The sequence below is a fragment of the Paenibacillus sp. FSL F4-0100 genome (assembly GCF_037993005.1).
GTDB lineage: Bacteria > Bacillota > Bacilli > Paenibacillales > Paenibacillaceae > Paenibacillus_AQ.
Genome location: NZ_CP150303.1, coordinates 4573525 through 4592495, shown reverse-complemented (window position 1 = coordinate 4592495; position 18971 = coordinate 4573525). Strand labels below are relative to the sequence as shown.

General features: G+C 42.3%; 17 protein-coding genes, 2 pseudogenes and 1 riboswitch. Of the genes and pseudogenes, 11 read left to right on the top strand and 8 right to left on the bottom strand.

The window, feature by feature from the left end:
• The first annotated feature begins 55 nt into the window (after positions 1 to 55).
• On the top strand, positions 56 to 259 hold the full coding sequence (locus MHH48_RS20665; protein WP_076321791.1) for a hypothetical protein: 204 nt from the start codon (positions 56 to 58) through the stop codon (positions 257 to 259).
• A gap of 225 nt (positions 260 to 484) precedes the next feature.
• Here the strand turns inward: MHH48_RS20665 and MHH48_RS20660 are convergent, their stop codons facing one another.
• Complete coding sequence (locus tag MHH48_RS20660) at positions 485 to 1135, bottom strand: hypothetical protein (protein ID WP_076321790.1); 651 nt, start codon at positions 1133 to 1135, stop codon at positions 485 to 487.
• 299 nt (positions 1136 to 1434) lie between these two features.
• Here MHH48_RS20660 and MHH48_RS20655 point away from each other — a divergent pair, with 299 nt between their 5' ends.
• The 7 genes and pseudogenes from MHH48_RS20655 to MHH48_RS20625 form a co-directional block, all read left to right on the top strand.
• A complete protein-coding gene (locus MHH48_RS20655; RefSeq protein WP_076321789.1) occupies positions 1435 to 1881 on the top strand; it encodes a hypothetical protein in 447 nt (148 codons plus the stop codon).
• The gene (locus tag MHH48_RS20650; protein ID WP_256720464.1) at positions 1882 to 2694 is read left to right on the top strand and encodes a hypothetical protein; all 813 of its coding nucleotides are present in this window, start codon (positions 1882 to 1884) and stop codon (positions 2692 to 2694) included.
• A gap of 57 nt (positions 2695 to 2751) precedes the next feature.
• Complete coding sequence (locus MHH48_RS20645; protein ID WP_076321788.1) at positions 2752 to 3990, top strand: HEPN domain-containing protein; 1239 nt, start codon at positions 2752 to 2754, stop codon at positions 3988 to 3990.
• 780 nt (positions 3991 to 4770) lie between these two features.
• The gene (locus MHH48_RS20640) at positions 4771 to 5919 is read left to right on the top strand and encodes an ImmA/IrrE family metallo-endopeptidase (RefSeq protein WP_076321787.1); all 1149 of its coding nucleotides are present in this window, start codon (positions 4771 to 4773) and stop codon (positions 5917 to 5919) included.
• Positions 5920 to 5921: 2 nt separating this feature from the next.
• Positions 5922 to 6416: a DUF4411 family protein gene (locus MHH48_RS20635; protein WP_076321786.1), complete on the top strand. Its 495-nt coding sequence runs from the start codon at positions 5922 to 5924 to the stop codon at positions 6414 to 6416.
• Between the two features lie 363 nt (positions 6417 to 6779).
• Positions 6780 to 6977, top strand: a pseudogene (locus tag MHH48_RS20630) (hypothetical protein); the annotation flags it as partial.
• 233 nt (positions 6978 to 7210) lie between these two features.
• Positions 7211 to 7426 (top strand): annotated as a pseudogene (locus tag MHH48_RS20625) (YebC/PmpR family DNA-binding transcriptional regulator); the annotation flags it as partial.
• A gap of 121 nt (positions 7427 to 7547) precedes the next feature.
• Here MHH48_RS20625 and MHH48_RS20620 read toward each other — a convergent pair.
• From MHH48_RS20620 to MHH48_RS20605, 4 genes are all read right to left on the bottom strand, one after another.
• Positions 7548 to 8756, bottom strand: coding sequence for a peptidase (locus MHH48_RS20620; protein ID WP_076321785.1), 1209 nt, complete (start codon positions 8754 to 8756; stop codon positions 7548 to 7550).
• 226 nt (positions 8757 to 8982) lie between these two features.
• A complete protein-coding gene (locus tag MHH48_RS20615) occupies positions 8983 to 10164 on the bottom strand; it encodes an MFS transporter (RefSeq protein WP_076321784.1) in 1182 nt (393 codons plus the stop codon).
• Position 10165: 1 nt separating this feature from the next.
• Positions 10166 to 11446 carry a hypothetical protein gene (locus MHH48_RS20610; protein ID WP_076321783.1) on the bottom strand — a complete coding sequence of 427 codons (1281 nt, stop codon included), beginning with the start codon at positions 11444 to 11446 and terminating at the stop codon, positions 10166 to 10168.
• A gap of 18 nt (positions 11447 to 11464) precedes the next feature.
• Positions 11465 to 12637 (bottom strand): ROK family transcriptional regulator, encoded by a 1173-nt coding sequence (locus MHH48_RS20605; RefSeq protein WP_076321782.1) that lies wholly within the window; start codon positions 12635 to 12637, stop codon positions 11465 to 11467.
• 775 nt (positions 12638 to 13412) lie between these two features.
• Here MHH48_RS20605 and MHH48_RS20600 point away from each other — a divergent pair.
• Positions 13413 to 13934 carry a GNAT family protein gene (locus tag MHH48_RS20600; RefSeq protein WP_076321781.1) on the top strand — a complete coding sequence of 174 codons (522 nt, stop codon included), beginning with the start codon at positions 13413 to 13415 and terminating at the stop codon, positions 13932 to 13934.
• Positions 13935 to 14079: 145 nt separating this feature from the next.
• The gene (locus MHH48_RS20595; protein ID WP_076321780.1) at positions 14080 to 14712 is read left to right on the top strand and encodes a YdcF family protein; all 633 of its coding nucleotides are present in this window, start codon (positions 14080 to 14082) and stop codon (positions 14710 to 14712) included.
• Positions 14713 to 14742: 30 nt separating this feature from the next.
• Here the strand turns inward: MHH48_RS20595 and MHH48_RS20590 are convergent, their stop codons facing one another.
• From MHH48_RS20590 to dapA, 3 genes are all read right to left on the bottom strand, one after another.
• Positions 14743 to 15195: a hypothetical protein gene (locus MHH48_RS20590; RefSeq protein WP_076321779.1), complete on the bottom strand. Its 453-nt coding sequence runs from the start codon at positions 15193 to 15195 to the stop codon at positions 14743 to 14745.
• Positions 15196 to 15222: 27 nt separating this feature from the next.
• A complete protein-coding gene (locus MHH48_RS20585; RefSeq protein ID WP_076321778.1) occupies positions 15223 to 16665 on the bottom strand; it encodes a PAS domain-containing sensor histidine kinase in 1443 nt (480 codons plus the stop codon).
• Between the two features lie 243 nt (positions 16666 to 16908).
• Positions 16909 to 17808, bottom strand: a complete 900-nt coding sequence (dapA, locus tag MHH48_RS20580; RefSeq protein ID WP_076321777.1) for a 4-hydroxy-tetrahydrodipicolinate synthase — start codon at positions 17806 to 17808, stop codon at positions 16909 to 16911.
• Positions 17809 to 17919: 111 nt separating this feature from the next.
• Between dapA and MHH48_RS20575 the strand changes: the two genes are divergently transcribed.
• Positions 17920 to 18795 carry a LysR family transcriptional regulator gene (locus MHH48_RS20575; RefSeq protein ID WP_076321776.1) on the top strand — a complete coding sequence of 292 codons (876 nt, stop codon included), beginning with the start codon at positions 17920 to 17922 and terminating at the stop codon, positions 18793 to 18795.
• A 63-nt stretch (positions 18796 to 18858) separates the two neighbouring features.
• Positions 18859 to 18939: riboswitch (ZMP/ZTP riboswitch) on the top strand.
• Positions 18940 to 18971: the final 32 nt, after the last annotated feature.

Sequence of the window (18971 nt, the reverse complement as noted above, 5' to 3'; positions counted from 1 at the left end):
ACTGGTGTCCTTGATTTAGTTGTGCTTTTTTTGCTGTTGAGGGAGGAAAAATAAAGTGAAACTTAAAGAAGTAAGAACTGATGCTGACTTGCAGAACTGCATTTACTTTCAACAAGCTGTCGAGGTATACATAAGTGGTGAGATGGATGCTGTTTGCTTAGTAATTGGTTATGATGCTGAGGTTGTAAAAATGAGAGAAGGTTATTCATACATGAGAGGTAATATAAAAATGTTGCCGAATAATGGTATGTGTGGATGATTAAAGATATCTGTTCAGCTATGTTTTGGGAATGAATTTAAAGTCCGAGAAGTTAAAGAACTGAAAGAAATTATCATGAATAACAGCCATCCATAATTAGATGGATGGCTGTTATTCTAAATCATTCATTCTTTATGTAATTTATGTTTATTATTGATTAACCAAGTTAAATACCAATCAGGTGTGCCTTGTGCTTGATTAAGGATAACAAGCAATCTATAGGAATTATATGACTTCTGGTAAAGTATTATCGAGATTATATACTGTAATCTTTATTTTAATTCCTGATATTAGATTAGAAAAATCGATTATACTATTCCTTGTTGAACTATTTATTTGAGTGTGTATGGCAAAATTATCCAAGACAATAACTGTATTTGCTGTGTGGAAATCCTGAGAAAGATAGTCTCTGTAGTTTTTAATCCACTTATATACTTCTACTTTACTGGACTGTGATTGAGTAACTGATCTGTCTATTTGATAAAGTTGCCCTATGTTTACCGATACGTAGCAGGAATTTTTAAAAATAGTCAGAAAATCGGTTTCAAAATCTGATTTCTTTTGTTTTGCTAAACTAACCAACTTATTTGATTCATCGACGAGACTTGCAATTTTATTCATAGATGTAATCTGACCAAGAATTAAAGAAAACGGGCTAATACTTTCTTCCCAGCTCGTAGCCGATATCACTTTGATTTTTTTATCACTTAGCAATGACTGGCCGAAAAGAGAATGTGATTGGTTACAAGAGTATGAGGTATAACGAGAATCTTCTTTCTTCAGTAAACTATATGTAATAATCAACATGGAAATCAAAGAAAGAATAATGATAGATATGATAATTACTTTCTTTCTGTTAATTAATAAAAAGTCCATAAAATCCCCGCCTTTTAAGTATGTATACCGTTAATACGTTGTTTGACGAAAAAGGATTCTTTTTCTCTCTCCAAGATTGCCAATGGTATGTTTAGCAACCGGCTTTTTGTTTGTTACTCATCCTAGCAAGATGAAGCCCAAATACCTTTTATCGTAAGGTCAGTGAATATGAGAATGTTAAAGCAACTAACTAGATTTAGATACTTATTTTTTAAAAGGAGAATATGCAATTAGCATTATATGTTATTGAAAAGGGATATGGTATAATCTCACCAAGTTGGGTATAGGAGGAGAACTGAGTGCCGAAAAAATTTGTCATTTCAAAGCAAAGTGATATAGATGGTTTTAACTCTTTCCGTTGTTCGCTTTGTGGGGATGAGTTTAAATTAAAAACAAGTGAAGTTCAAGAAGATGACGTATTAGAAATTTTCTGTCCAAACTGCGGAATCCCTAGTCTTATCTCCTCATACTACACAGATGATTTTATTGAGCATGCTCAGACATTTGCTATGAATGAAGCAATTGAATCAATCAACGATATGCTTAGAGGACTTGAGCGGAAGTTTAGAAAAAATAAGCATATTACATTTAAGACGGGTAGACCTATTGCAACAACAAGTCCACTTCCACTGTATGAGCAAGATAACTTAGAACAAGTCCAGTTTTTATGTTGTGATAAGAATGCAAAATTAACACTTATTTCAAAAGTAATAAATCCTTATTGTCCATACTGTGGGGTGAACTAATTGGAAAAAATCATTGACATTAAAGAGTTTAAATTATTGTCAAAACAGTTCAGAAGGGTTGCAGGGGATTTACTAAATGCGAGCGATACGAATGAGGCTATGCGACTAGCAAAAAGATTTATTATGTTTATTGATTCTGAGCCAATACTAAGTGACTTTATCAGTAAAAGTCATACAATTGATTTTGATATGGAGCGATTAATCAGAGAAAGAGAATATGATAAGTTTGATATTCCAATAGAGGTAAATGAGGAAATCAGCTTCATTTACCAACTGTTATCGTATAGTATAAGTCATTTTGAAAGATATGATACCATAGCCCGCCATTACGCTTTCTATAAAGGAGCAAAAATTTCAGATTGTATTAGGGAGTTTAACAGGGAAGTAGTGAAGCTATTAGTTAATCATATTTCGGATTACTTAGGGGAGAAGGCGATAGAATTGGGTATTGATGAAAGACCAAACGCTAAGATTTTGGTTCAAGGAAATGTAGGTCAGCTTAACTTTTCTGAGACAGGAAATGTCACCGCGAGCCAAGTGAATAATAATGGAGGAAATGAAGACTTATTGAAGATCGCGGAAAGCCTGTTGCACCTACTACATGAAACGCCTACGTCAAATGAGATTGCCAAAGAAGATGCCATTGATTTTGTCCAACAAGCTAAAGAGGAAATGGAGTCTGGTAAACAGCCCAAACCATCTTTGATAAGAAGAATTAAAGATGCACTAACTAATATTAGAGGTACAGTTGAGGAAACCTCACTTTTGACTACCCATATCGATAAGTTTATACAGCTAATCTCAAACTTTTGAAGCCTTTGATTATCAAAGGCTTTTTTCTTCCGAATTTCGTATTAAAGGAGAGGTAACGTGAGTATTTACGGAAAATTATTTGATTTATTTCCAGAGGCGCAAAGTTTAGCATTAGCAGGTTTGTATGGAGAAAACATATCGGAATTTCAACTCAGTGATAACATTTTTATTATGAGTAAAAGGGATGAGTTCGATAATCTGTATCATCCAAGACTCGGGCCATATGTACGAAAACCAGACTATTATTTGGTGGGAATTTCAAGTGACAAAAGATACTGTATGTCATTTAGAAAAGTGAATAATGTAGATGATGTACTGTCTTCCATTTCCTTAGCGCATCAAGCATTGTGTATTTTCCATAATGCACCTTACAGTTTAGGTGAAGTGCATGGTTTTCTTAAAGGAAGTCATGGAAGTTATGGTTTATCTGACCCTTCAATCTCTGGAAGAAATGCTGAGTTGGACTTGGATTTGTTCAGATTGGATACAATGCCGCCCTCGTTTTTTTACCGATACAAGAATGATATGAAGTTTAATGATGAGATTAAGAAGTTCTTCGAGCAAATGGCAACTGTATATGTAGAAGGTAAAGAAAAAAAATGGCTTTTAGCTGCAGCTAAATATACTTCTGGAAGGTGTAAAGTCTTTGCAGAGGATGCAATACTGGATTTCGCTGTTTCTCTTGAAAGCTTGCTTTCCCTTGATAAGGAACAAATAGGATATAAATTAAGACTTCACCTTGCACTACTTGTTGGTGACACTTACAGTGAGCGGCTGCAAATTAGAGAAGATGTTAGAAATTTTTACAATTTCAGAAGTACATTCGTACATGGTAGTAAACTTTCACTCACAGAAGAGAAAATGGCTGTTGTAGAGAGGGTTGGGTTGTACATAAGTAAGGCATTAATAAAAACGTGCGGAATGAACGTAAAAAAAGAGATAATACCAGAGCTTGAATATATGATGTTGCTGGGTGCTCCAAGGTATTTGAGAGAGAGGGTACAACTAGAAGTATCAGAAATAGATATTGTAAATTCTATATGTAAATATCACGGTATAAATAATTACTTATCTTATGAAGCGTTTCTAGAAGAAAACACTAATCCAGACGATGATTACGCAGATTTATTGATAAGGCTCAATTACGAGACTGGTGACTCGGAAACATATCATGCCTCATTATATCTTTCACAAGTCGAAAGTCTAACAGGAATTAATCGATATATTCATTGGCTTACTAGAGAAGAAGAAAAGGGTTATTGTTATTTAATTAGTTACAACCTCTTTCAATGTTGACATTTTTCATTTGGAATCCGCATACATAGTGAAAACACTGACTTTACCAGCTACCATTGGAGTACAAAAACAACGTGGAATATGAATAGTAATTTACTTTATTGAAGTAACGGTAGGCATCCACGGCGTAACTCTCATCGACGGCATGATCGCTGGCTGGGCGCGCATCCCAAGGGATGAGATTGAGAAACGCCAATGAATGGTCAAAGTCACCATCCGCTGTAAGGCCTGACCGAAGGAATTATTCCTCTCGACGGATGTAGCCTTTTTTCAACAAGATTGACGTATACATAAGCGGTGAAATAGATGCTGTGTGCTTAGTAATTGGTTATGATGCTAAGGTTGTAAAAGTGAGAGAAGGTTATTCATACTTGAGAAGTACTATAAAAATGTTTTCGAATAATGGTATGTGTAGATGAATGGTGTCTGTTACAGCTATGTTCTGGGAGTAAACTTACAAACCAAGCAGTGATTATGGCCCCTTAAATTATCTGATTCCTAATTACTCTCTGTCCTTATTGTCGGCGGAGTATACGTCCTGCAGATATTATCAGATAGTGGTAGGTATTTGTCGTGCTCAAATAGAGGCTAAAGCACATTCTTAGACCAAATATTAATCAAAAGTAAGATGATTCTATAGAACGGAATTCCAAATTGTGGTATGGTTAAATTGTCCTAATTGTTTATTATGAATTGTGTCCGGGTTGTGAAAATACATAAATTTTAGATGAAATTAACGAATACTTAAAATATAATTTATGAATTTGCAGGAGGTGAACTATGGCTATCAAAGTCCCTGTTAAAAAGGAGTTATTAATATGGGCTTATGAACGTAGTGTTCGAAAAGATAAGTTGCACAAAAAGTTTAAGTTTTTGGAGGAATGGTTGACAGGTGATAAGCAACCAACATTTAAGCAACTTGAAGATTTTGCTGGTGCAACTGCTACTCCGTTAGGGTATTTTTTTCTAATGGAGCCTCCAGTAGAAACGTTACCTATTCCCCACTACAGAACTTTAGAGGATGAAGAAAGCGAAAAAGTAAGCCCAGACCTGATAGAAACTTTACACATCATGCAAAGAAGACAGGATTTTATGCGAGACTATTATGAGCAATATGTGGGAACACAACTTGAATTTGTGGGTTCTTACCGTGATGCTACTGTCTCTCAATTAGCAAATACAATTCTAAACTTATTAGAACTACAGCAAAATTGGGCACGTCAACATAGAACCTTCCATGATGCATTAAAATTCTTAATTGAAAAATGTGAGAAGAATAGAATTATAGTAATGCAAAATGGAATCGTAGGTAGTAATACTCATCGTCCATTAAATGTTGCGGAGTTTAGAGGGTTCGTATTAGTTGATAATATAGCTCCATTGATTTTTATCAATGCAGCAGATACAAAATCCGCTCAAATTTTTACGCTTGTACATGAAATAGCGCACCTTCTTATAGGTTCTAGTGCAATTGTTGAGGCATCCCCATTAAATGTACATAATGCAGACGTTGAAAAATTGTGTAATGCAGCAGCCGCGGAAATGTTATGTCCTAAAGAGTTGTTTATGAAGCAGTGGCAAATTCATTACCCTGATGGTTTAGTCTATGAAACGTTAAGTAATCTATTTAAGGTAAGTCCAGTTGTTATTGGTAGAAGGGCACTGGACTTAAACTGTATTACTAAAGATGAGTTCTTTAGCTTTTACAATGGTTATCTAGAGAAATTAAAAAATCTGCAATCTAGACCTTCCTCTGGGGGCGATTTCTATAATACAACCATGAGCAGACTAGGCAGGATTTTCACAAATGCAGTGATTTATCAGACTACCACAGGAAATATTCAATATACAGATGCATTCAAATTAACTGGATTAAGAAATAAAACATTTGGGAACTTAGTTAATCTAGTAAGAGAAAGGGGTGTATAGAATTGTACGTATTAGATGCGAACGTATTTATCAGTGCACATAGAGGGTATTATGATTTTGATTTAGCGCCAAGCTTTTGGAAATCTCTGTTGAGCCATGCTGGCAAAAATAATATTCGTAGTATAGATAAAATCCAAGAAGAAATCATTTCTCCTAACCCCAAAAATGCTGATAGATTGCATATGTGGACTGCTGAAAACTTTAAGGATTATTTTGAGCGAACGGATTCTCAAGATGTGATTCAAAGTTATGCAGAAATACAACAATGGGCATATAGTAACCCGCAATATACTCCTAGTGCTAAAGAGGAGTTCGCTCGAAATGCGGATGCATGGTTAATTGCCTATGCAAAAGCCAATCATTATACGCTAGTCACTCATGAAGCATTCAATCCTGAAATGAAAAAGAGAATTCTAATTCCGGTAGTATGCGCAGAATTTAATGTTGATTATGTAAACACTTTTGAAATGTTACGAAATTTACAGGTGAGTTTTTAGTTGGAACGAATATAACAAAACTGGCAGAGAAATATGTATTCGTTCAGTAACCAAGGCACATGGCACAAAATGTGATATGTAAAATAATTCATTTATTTGAAGAACGGACTTTTATTCTACCTGAAAATACATCCTTAATCAGAAATATGGGACTATGGAGAACGTATCTTCCTTTTAAATACTCATATTAATTAAGGTTGCTGAGATTTTCAACGAAGTTGAGAACGTGAACCGCCTGACTTGAAGATAATGAGCCTTGCCTATCTAATGTAGACTTTACATTTTATAACCACCACTTAACAATGTAATTATTAGATTCATTAAAAGAAGTGGTCATTGCGATCATTTTTATAATAATAGTGACAGTTTGGTATCGTTGACCCTGCTAAAGTAACGCGTTCCGCTCTTCAAAATGCAGCTTCCGTTGCGGCTATGTTCCTGACTACAGAAGTGGTTAGCACTGACATATCAGTTATAGGTACGGGTATATTGAATAAGGAGAAATTATATTACTATAGTTTGAATATCAGCATGGGAAATACAGAGACCAATTTAGAATGACTTCTGTCTCTTTAACATGATTAGATTAGTTTGTGATAATGATTGATTGCAGTCAATTTAACAAAAGAAGTGAATATAGGTAGCAACGAATTTGTTTGCAATATATTCAGCAGAACATGACAGGGTTTGAATAAAGAAGGATATACATATATTTTGAGATGGTAAAATCATTCATTATTTGATATGATAAACGTATAAAATTTCATACAAAAAGTGAGAGCAATAAACTATAAATCGTCTATGCCGAACCCGACCAGTTCCATGCGGTTCAGGAAGCATTCAAAGCCGCTGGTATTACGGAATTTACCGTTGCCGAGCTTACCATGCTGGCTCAGAATTTTGTCACCTTACCGGAAGAAGGACAGGTACAGTTCGAGAAGCTGATCGACGCATTGGAAGACCTCGAGGATGTTCAGCAGGTATATCACAACGTGGAATTTGAGGAATAGTTAAGTAACGATTGATATCTTACTACATTAAAAAAACATCGTATTCAGGAATTCCTGAGTACGATGTTTTTTTGTTTTTTGGCGATTTATTTTAGCTACGGTAAGCAGCCAGGACATCAGCTTAGTTGTCGGCTTGAACCATAATCACTTCGGCGGAAGTGAATGCGGGTATGGACATGGTCATGATCGGGGAGTGGAAGACCACGATTTTCATGCCGGGTTCCAGCTTCTCGTCGGGATTCAGTCCAATCACTTGAGTATCCTTGGAGATGTTGATGATGATATCGTTATCCGTGGATTGATCTGAACCTACATTGATATACAGTTGATCCTTAGAAGTGCGTTCGGATGCAGTTATCGTGCCTTCGACTTTGGGCGCTGAGGTATCGGAGACCACGATCTTATCTGCATGCGACAGGGCAGGGTAAATCACAGACACGTATTCAGCTTCGATTCGCAGACCCGATTTCAAGGCTTCAGCTGTTAATGGTTTGCCCTCGGCATCTACAATCTTTGTGTCGCCATCAACAGCGAGCACGATGTATTCGAGGTCACCTGCTTTAACTAGTTTACCGGAAACGCTAATTCTTCCATCCTTCACTTCTGTAAGGATTCCGTCAATACCGGCTGCTTGCTCCTGATCGTTATTCTCGGCATCCGCGTTGACCCGAATATAATTCGTTGTTGATTGAGGCGGCATACTTAACGCAACGGCAGGTCCATAGAAGGAACGAATGCTCATGCCGGTTTTCAGGTCGCTTGCTTTCATAGTGTTGCCATTTTGATCGATGATTTTTGCTTTTGGATCCAGATGAAGCAGAATGGTCTCTTGGCTGTCGTTGTACAGATTGGTTCCCTCCACAAGGATACCTTGTTTGTTAACCTCGGAGATAGTTCCATCTATAACGGCAAAGTCGTGATCCTGAACAATAATCGTAAGCGCCGAACCTTGAGCGGGTAAGCTCTTCGTTATGTTTGGGCTATAGAAAGCTTTTATCGCTTTGTTTTTATCCACGATCGTTTGCAGCTGGACCTGGTTCCCTTGGGCATCGATGATTTTAGTATCCTTGGATACGGAGAGCCTGATTTCTTGTTGATCGGTTGCTGCCAACCCCCGGCCGGTTACGGTAATCCATGTGCCTGTTTTGTCATTTACGAAGTCCGTTATGTAGCCCATCGTTCCAGGCACGCTCTTCTTCACCTGGTTCATGATGTTACCTTGTCCCGTGTGGGCTGAAGCAGGAGGGACGTCCTGTGCATTCGCTGCTATCGGCATTGCCGCCATCGCAAGAACTGTAGCGGTTGTTAGTACTTTGTAGATTTTTTTCATGGTAGTATCCTCCAAATGTAGATTATCCTAGTACGCTAGGATTCAGCTAAGTCTTATCATGAATTGGTAAAATGTACTTGCTGCTATATATCCATAGACGGACGGGACGTGCGAATGTTGCACAGAAGATGAAAAATCTCTTGTGAGCATCGTGGCAGTCCAAAAATAAAAAGATCGCCCGATGCTGCGGGCGATCTTGGGGAGCGTAATGATTATGCAGAAATGATTAGGCTTTTGTCCGTCCAGGGGTGCGAATAAGCAGGGCCAACACTGTAATAATTGCTGTAAAAAGAAAGATCATATTAAATCCATGCTGAATGCCAAAGGAATCGGATACTTCTCCGATCAAGAGTCCAACAACGGCACCTCCCAAACCAGAGGCAACGTAGATGAGGCCTTGCAGTGACCCGGCCTGCTTCGTGAGTTTCGAAGCAATGCCCTGAGCCGTCGGGAACAATACGGACAGGGCAAGTCCGAACAGCATCATCAGATAGCTGGCGTTCACAACCAGGACCCGCCCGAGAATCAAGGCTAGAAAAGCGAATACGGAGAATCCGATCAAGGTGCGTCTTTCGCCAAGCTTGTAGATGATGAACCCGCCCACGAAACGTCCAATGGTAAATAAGAAAGCAAAGCTGGCAATGATATACGCTGCCGTTGAGGCTTTCTGCGCCGCGTCCATCCCGGCTATGTCCAGCGACGTATAGAAGATAGGGAAGAAATTCAGGAATCCGGCTTCTGCTGCAACATAGAACAAAATGAACAGAATGACGTATAAGATTTGGCGATCCTTAAACAATCTTGCAACCGACATCAAGCTGACTTTATCTTGTCCTTCGGAGACGACCTTCCGTTCCGGTTTAAACATCATAAGTCCAGCCAGAATGAGGGCAATCACGACGGCTACTCCGATATAGAACATCCGCCAACTGATGTTGTGAGAGAAAATCGCATTCAGTACGAGCGGAGTAACAATCATTCCAACTCCGAATAACGCGTTGGCTAGGTTGAACACCACGCCGGATCGTTCTTTGAAGAAGGTGGGGATCAGCGTCGCAACAGAGACTGTCATGGAGCCGATACCAATACCGACAATCAGATAGAATCCGAGAAAGAAGGCCACGGCATAGGAGGAGCCGGTTCCGATTAAACCGAGAATCATCAGAACCGTACCGAAGGTCATGACGATCTTGATGCCTTTACGGTCTGCGAATATACCGGCCACAAGGCTTGCCAGCAAAAATCCTACTTGAAAGACGGATACCATAACGCCGACTTGGCTGAGATCCAGATTGATATCGGTCTGGACCTTCTCCAGAATGAGACCCTTGGTGTTCTGAATTCCGCCGAGTACAAACATGGTAGCAAAGATGAGAAAGTAAATAATGGGGCGCTGTATTTTTTGCATGCTAGTTCATTCCCTTCTCTCGATAGGTTTGTATGGCTTCAAACAGATCATCCGCAGCCCAGCCGTAACAGTAGTACAGCAGTTCATCTGCGGCACTACGCTCACCGGCCTTCACGGCCTCGATCAGATTCTGAGGAGAGATGTTCCACATCTGAATTCCGCTATAGATACGCGTATCAGGGGCGGATAGATTTCGCACCTTGTTGTTCTGATCAGCGACAAATTGAATAGGGAACCCTTCTCGCTTAAACGTCTCATAGGACAGGTCGTACGGAAGCTGAAAGAATCTTTTAAAAGCCCGGAATGCGCTTTCCTGTTCCTCTGCAGTATCCGCTAAATAATGAATCAATCCTTGTACGTCCGCACCGCCGCCCAGCTTATGATACGGAAAATGTTTCAAGGCGGGCGCAAACTTCGTGATGCTTGCATAATCCTGACCGAGCATCCAGCTGTAAGCAGGAGGCCAGAGATCCAGCCACAAGGTAAAGTCTTCGTTTACTTTCCTTACGCGATCGATGAGACGTTCCACGAAGCCGGTTACGCTTCGTTGACGAAACGTGATCCATTTTTGTATAAGCACATGGTTTTGGGCAAACGTTACGGCCTCCTCGAATTTTTTCTCTGCAATTAGGGAGGTCCATTGTCTCAGCGTATTCTTGAGGGCGCTTACATCCATGTGCTGTTTCAGCATTTTCTTCTCGCAGTGCGGACAGAAGCAAGTTAACAATCCTTTCGGGTTCACTTCTTCGCCGCCCCAATCCGGATACCGGATGCGATCAATCATGTAAGTGGTGTATCCGTAACGCTTGCGCAAGTCGAGCAATGCTGTTTCCCAGAAGCCGATGACATCAGGGGCATTGGGGCAGAGCCAGTGAGGTATGACTTGTCCATCCATATCCGTAACTAGGTTGTTGGCGAGCAAACGGCCTTCAAAATGGCCATTTAAAATATTCAGCCACGGGATAATCTCGTACTCTTCGTACTGCAGTGATTCTTTAATCATCATCAAAGGGTCCTGATCCGGGCTGAGGGTGAGTTCTCTTCGCTGATCAAGTCCAGAGCCCTCATAAGAAGGTAGAATGGCGTGCATCGTTCCCGTACCGAATACAACATCGTGCACGGCGTTTCGCGGTAAACGGCCAACAGGGTTCGGATTTCGTTCGAAAATGGTATTAACTTCAGGGAAGATGTAACGGATATCCTTCAGCTTACGAATATAAGACATAATCTGCGGTATACCTTCGTCTACAATATCATGCGGGTGCAATTGGATTCCTGACATTTTATAATCACGCTCCTGTTAGTAGAGTTGTTTGTCATTCATATATTGAAGTGACGGGTAAGCTTGCTTTAAGCCCAGAATGGCTATGCCTTGCAGTGCCGATTGATGCTGTAGGGTTGATATCTCGATCGTAACATCGGTCACGTCCGTAGTGTGGAGCCCCACTTTGGCATTCAATCCTTCGAGCGAGAGGGATTGCGTTAATCCACCCATAAGCAGGATCTTCTCCGGATTGAGCAGGGAAATAATATTCAGAATGCCCAGGGCCAAATGCTCCTCGAATCTAGAAACCAAATGACGTGCCTGGATATCTCCCTCCACAGACATCTCAAATACTTCTTTAGCCGTAAGCTTCTTATCGAAAATCTTAAGCGCAGCAGCTTCCAAACCAGAACCGGAACATATAATTTCAAAGTGTCCCTTGTCCGATGGGGTATACAAATGATGCTTCTGAAACAGCATGTAACCAATTTCACCTGCTGCGTTTCTTGCACCTCGTATCAATTTGCCGTCAATCAGAATAGCGGAACCCAGCCCGGTTCCAATGCCAATGAGCACGGCAGAGTTTAAATTCTGGAGCGCGCCGGCATACATCTCGCCGACAAGCGCAGCTCGCACGTCGTTCTCAACGGTAACGGGTACCTGAAATACGTTGCTAAAGTACTGCCTTAGATCAATGTTCTTCCATTCCGGCAAGTTGGGAGATCCTTCAAGGACCATGCCGCAGGATGGATCAACGATTCCGGGAGTGGCAATACTTATGAATGCGAGGCGGTTGGCCGGCTGTCTGGTAGATTCAATGAAATCTTTGATGTCGGTTGCCATATGGTCTAGAAATTCCCGGCTTGACTGATGCTTATAAGTAGCAACGGTATGCTTAGCGATGCATTCGCCGGCCAGATTGAATTGTCCGAAATGGAGGGTAGTCCCCCCAAGATCAACGGCGATACCGAAGGCGGCGTTCTTGGCAAAATGAAGTCTTGTGCCGCGTTTGCTTAAATCGGCGTCATCCTTCTCGTCAAAAATTAACTTCTCCTCAATGAGTGTCTTGACGATATCGGACACGGTTGCCTTGGTTATCCCGGTCTCTTTGGCAATGTCGGTCCGGGCTATAGGTCCCATATCCTTAATGGTGTTGAGCACAATCTCTTTGTTCATCCTGCGAATCGTGCTGGGCAAATGTACTTCCATTGTGTGCGATCACTACCTTCCTCTTTAAACACTCTGCTCTTTAAGTTTAATAAATAAACTTAAAAAGACAGAAATGTGAGATTCCCAAAACGTTTATGAAGAATTAATATTGGAAAGCTCTATTTAAGTTTATAATATATCCTTAATGAAACCGGTGTCAATGGAAATTCATTAAACAATAAATGGTTGCCGACTGGATCACGTTCAAGTCGTTGCATATCTGATACCATATTGTTGGAGGATCATGTTATTGATGAAAAAGACGAGGGGGTAGCGCAGTGAAGGAAGAAACGCTGCTTCAGCTATTGGACGAGTTGAATCAATGATAAATATTCTATCTTTATTGCTGCTGATTTTCCGTCACGGATTACAGACTATAGTTAAGAATATCTATAGGGAGAAGGGCTGTCCATTTGGACGGATTATCGGCATTTGGAGTACACTCGGTTAAAGCGGACGCTGGATATCTCTCTATACAACCTCCAAAGGTTTAAAGTTAACCAGGGTAGAAGAATTCTTAAGCTTTTGCTTATATCATGAAGGCATGCATTTTGATAAAATGAAATCGATTCTCAGCCAAAATATCCGGAAATTTGACATATTATGAAGGAGTCTCATAATTTAGGGCGAATATATTCGGAGTAGTCTGTACAGTGAAAGAGGGTGACCCGGCGTTATCAAGAAAGATCTGCATATACGGCGAATCGCATTTGCCTCTGTATTGAAGTGTGAGGAATGAGGACACTTAAATACAACTTGAAGAGGAGTTAGGCAAATGGATATCGTTACCGAAAGATTAGTGATTCGCGAGTTTGAACCAGATGATTGGCAGGATGTTCTGCAGTATACATCCGATCCGGTGGTGATGCATTACATGCCTGAGCCGGTGCATACGGAAGAAACTGTGAAGCAATTTTTGGAGCAGAACAAGGGCGAAAAAGCTCATCATTATGCGGTTATGCTGCAGGAAGATCAGCATGTGATTGGTCACATGGTGTTTCATCCATGGTTCGGCGAACATACGTATGAAATCGGCTGGGTGTTTAATTCGACCTATCATCGTAGGGGGTTTGCCACGGAAGCCGCCAGAGCTTTGCTTCAGCACGGCTTCGAGGTATTGGGGTTGCATCGAATCATTGCGACATGCCAGCCCGAGAATACACCCTCGTACCGGGTGATGGAGAAGCTGGGCATGAGGAGAGAAGGCTATTTTCAACAGTGTATCCCTCGTGGCGATATTTGGTGGGATGAGTATTCCTATGGTATGCTAAAGTCTGAATGGCGTACTATTTCATAGTTCTGATGTTTTAACATGCTGTGCCCAATGTATCTCTCATAACAATGAGGTGCATTGGGCTTATTTTTTCTGAAATCTGTGAATAAGGGCGGCTTGCTTAGAACGGATGCCTTAGCTAGATTAAGATTGGGCTTGGAGGTGCAACATGATGCGAAATATGCCGGCAAGGGAAGCGGGGGGCAGAAGAAAGCGTATCGTGATTCGAGTTTTGCTGGGACTAATGGGAATCCTGCTGATTTATACGATATATGTGGGCAGCACGATTTGGAACTACGCACAAAGAATAGTAAATATCCCGGCTGATGCAGCAATAGTGCTGGGGGCTGCAGTATGGGAAGGAGAGCCTTCGCCTGTTTTTCAGGGACGCATTGATCATGCACTTTGGCTGTATGACCGTCAGTTTGTAAACAAGCTGATATTTACAGGTGGACGTAGTTCGGAGGATGAACTTGCTGAATCGGAAGTTGCCAGACAGTATGCCATCGAGCATGGTGTTCCAGAGCGCGATATCCTTGTCGAGACGGCTTCGACGATCACCGAGCAGAATCTGCATTATGCCAATGAGATAGGGGATACAGCAGGGCTGTCCTCCTATCTCATTGTAAGTGACCCGCTGCATATGAAGCGGGCGATGATGATGGCAGAAGATATGGGCCTGGAAGCCAATCCTTCACCCGCATCCCGGAGTGCGTATCAGAGCCTGAGAAGCAAAGTCCCTTTTTTAATCAGAGAAGTCTTTTATCATATCGGTTATCAACTGGTTGCACCATTCCGATAAAGGGTCTGCCCAGAGGAAGGCCGTGTCCTATTACAGATTCTTGAGATCGTTCGCAAGCATCTGATGGCTCTCCTTGTCGGTTACCCTATCGAGATACCTTGTCGCGTTTTCTTTGGACGCCATAGCTTGCTCCTTGTTTCCCAGGACCAGATAGGCTCGGGCTTCCGCTTCATACCCGTAACCTATATAGAATGGTTCGAGGCTTGCCGATGATCCGACAATGATGCAGCGCTTGGCATAACGCAGTGCTTGTTCGCCTTGGCCCGCTACCGCATACACTCTGGAGAGCTGCCAATATCCAATGGAAAGGTTGCGCTGTGTATGATCTTCAACCCGTGTCCAGTGCCAAAACGAGCTGTGACATATGTGAATCATGTTTTCTTCATCTTCCGGTGTACGTTGTTTGTTCTCCAAGATATCCCATACCTGATTGAAGCAGTCCATCGCAAATTGTTTATGTGTTTTTGGTTCCTGATTGTCCATGCCTTTTCCTCCGATAATATGTATGCGTTATAAAGCCGGTAAATGGATCGTAAAGGTTGTCCCGTGATCAGGTATGCTCTCTACGTTCATCGTTCCGCCATGATTATGAATAATGTTCTTGGTAATCATCATTCCGAGTCCCGTCCCGGTGTCTTTGGTTGTAACAAAAGGCTGTCCCAGGGATTGGATTTGCTCCTGCGTCATTCCAACCCCTTCATCCTGCACGATAATTTGAACCTCTTGAGCGTTATGCAGAATGTCCAGGGTAATGGTGCCACCTTGATTCATCGCTTCCATGGCATTTTTCAGCAAATTGATGAATACTTGCTTAAGCTGGTTGACTTCACCCTGGACGAAGACCGGTACCCTCGGATAATGAGGGATGATCTCGATATTTTTGAGGGCTGCTTGAACCTTCATAAGCGTAATGATCTGTTCCATAATGGCATACACGTCGATGGGTCCGCTGACGTGAACGCCCTGCGGTTTCGAAAGTACCAGGAGTTCATTGACAATGAGCTCGATTCGTTTGAGCTCCGATTCAATGATTTCAAAATAGAGCTCGTTACTGCGTTCCGCTGATCGCAGCAACTTCACGAATCCATTAATCGAAGTTAATGGATTCCGAATTTCATGGGCAATGCCAGCGGCCAACTGGCCGGCGGTGGTCAGCTTCTCGGATTGCATCACGCGATCCTCTTCTGCCCGCTGCTCTGTGATGTCTTTAAAGATGCCGACAGCGGCCTTCTCGCCTTCATAATTGATGATTAACGTGAACCCGGTGACCATCTTCTTTTGTTCGTCCAGACAGCGTATCAGATAATTGAAGCTTCCGAGCTCTCCGTTCTCCGCATATTTTGCCCTGCGTTTCATCAATGCGTTATGGTACGATGCGTCGACGATCACGTCGGTTGAAATTCCAAGGACGTCACGGGGATGCGCAGCGTTAACAAGTCTGAGCGCGGCAGGATTAACATAGTGGACAATGCCTTTTTTTGTGATGAGTACGGAGAGGGGAAGTCCTTCCAGCAGCTGCAGAAACGAATGTTCCTTCTCGTTGAGCTTCTGTTCCTTCTGCTCCAGCTGTTTCATGAGCTGTCTCAGCAGCGTTCGATCCTCAAATTGTACCAAATATCCCTTGGGACCCTGCTCCGGATCCTGCTCAACGCTGCAACGTGCATTAAGGTATAACTCGCGATCGGACGGATGGCAATAAGCATATTCAAACGGGATTAGGGATTGCTGAAGCCCATGTGCAGCTTTTGCGTTCTGAACCACTCGATTCAGTAATTCGCGGAAGCTGTTTTCTTCTTGCGGCGCCCCGGCAGTTAACTCCTGCTGTGTGTATCCCAATAGATCACATAGTGCCGAATTGACCTTGAGAATCGTTCCATCAAGCGATACCATTGCCATTCCGATTACAGATTGTTCAAAGGCAAAATCATGATTAGGGCTGGAATAGGGCAGCACTGCAAATCTCCTTTCAAAATTCTGGGAGGATTGAATGTACCCATATTATAAGTGGGTCGAAATCATTCATCAATCCTTTAAAGCGATAGATCTAAGCAGGAATTTCATAGTTTCGCATAAATATCTGCATCATCCATCACATTTGTCCTGAATTGAAAGTGTGCATGCCCCATAATATGAATCTTTCAGCTTAAGAATGGCAAGGCAGCGAGTACGCCTAGCCGTTCTCGAGGAGAAAGCAGGTTACACCGAGAAGTCGGTGTTTTTCAGTTGTTGAATTGCATGATCTAATGAGAGCTTAAGCTCATCCGTAATGGGTCCCATAGGCAGTCGAAGGGTGTCCGATGAGATGATACCCTGCTTGGCAAGCAACCATTTTAGCGGAGCGGGATTGGATTCTTCAAACAGCTTACGAATGTAGGGAAGCAGACCTTCGAACTCCATTTCGGATCGAGAGTAATCTCCTTGTGCAGCTAATTGAAACACCCGAATGAAAACCTCGGTATTCACATTGGCCGACGCCAATATTCCACCAGAGGCTCCATGAACCAGCATTTCATGAAAGAGGACATCGTTGCCGCATAGAACGGGCTTCGTATCGTAATGGGATAAGCTTCTCATGAGCTCCGTACTCTCAGTGCTGTCTTTCATCCCGATCACGCCGGGGATCTCCATGATTCTTCTTATGACATCAACCGGTAACCGGATTCCAGTACGCGATGGAACTTCGTACAGAATTACCGGGATCCCGACCTCGGCCACCCTTCGGAAATGCTGCAGAATGCCATCGGTCGAAGGGCGACTGTAATACGGCGTGACGACCAATACCGCATCAGCACCGATATGGCCTGCCAGTTCCGTTCGCTTTATGCTGGATACCGTATCGTTCGTACCGGTACCAATGATGAGCGGCAATAGCCGTCCGCCCAGACTCCCCCGCGTTTCCTCCACAACCTGCACGACTTCCTCCCAAGCAACTGTCGGCGCTTCACCGGTCGTTCCGTTGATGACCAATCCCTGAATATCATAGGATAACAAATTCTTTAAATAACGATGATAAGACGGAAAATCCAGTTCGTAATCCTGTGAAAAGGGAGTGATCACAGGAACATAAATGCCATGCAGTTCTTTCTGACTCAGCATAATCTTTCCTCCAATTCATGAATGATGGCTATACTTTATCATGGGAATTAAGATCGGTGTTATCTATAATAATAGATAGTTATTATCAATATTATTGATAAGGAGAGAGCGATGGAACTTATCTACCTGCAAACCTTCAGGGAGGTTGCGATTCGCCAGAGCTTTACAAAAGCCGCGGATGAGTTGGGTTATGCCCAATCCAGCGTAACCACCCAGATTCAGAAGCTGGAGAAGGAATACGGCGTCAAGCTGTTTGAGCGGTATGGCAGAGGCTTGCGCCTGACGAAGTCCGGTGAGGAGCTTTTTAAGTATGCCGTTCAAATGCTGGATCTGTTTCAGCAGTCGAAGGAAAAGCTGACCAAGCAAGGTGGAGGCACCTTATCGATCGGAACGATAGACTCGCTGGCCGCTTATTTTCTTCCGTCCGTCATTCACCAGCTGAAACAAAGGCATGAAGATCTTGTCATCCGCATACAACCGGATCGTGAAGATAGCATTATCAGTAAGGTGAGAGAGGGCGAGTATGATCTCGGTCTTATTTTGGATAGAAAACCAGAGGATTCCTCCTTGAATTGGATCGCCATTCGGGAAGAGCCCCTTCTGCTGATTGCCCATCCGAATCATCCGCTTCTTGTTAAACCTGTCATAGAGCTGGAACACCTGGCTGATGCCGAATGGATTATGCCCGAGGATAGTTGTAATTACCGCATGATGTTGGAAAAGGTGCTGCGTGCTAGCGGAGTTCCAATGCGAATAGGCCTGGAATTGGGCAATCCGGAGGCAATCAAGAGATATGTGACGTCCGGTACGGGCATCTCATTATTGCCGAAGATGGTAGCAGAGGAGGAAATCAAACGTGGTGAGCTTTCGATTCTTCCCTTTGCGCATTCCGACATTCGACTGGACATTCAGTTGGTTATTCACCCCAAGAAGTGGTTTTCTCAATCGCTGAAGGATGCGATCGATATGCTGAAGTCTAAATCCTAATGTCGCCTTATGGTGATATTGCAATTAACGGGAAGATTCAGTATGATTTAAACAACAATGTATAGGTTTATGTGTGACTGGCGCAGCATGGGGGACCATGAGGGAGCACATAGATGACGACGGCCGTACGCCTGGGCAGAGGTAGGGGAAGCTTATTTCCCTTACCTCTTTATTAT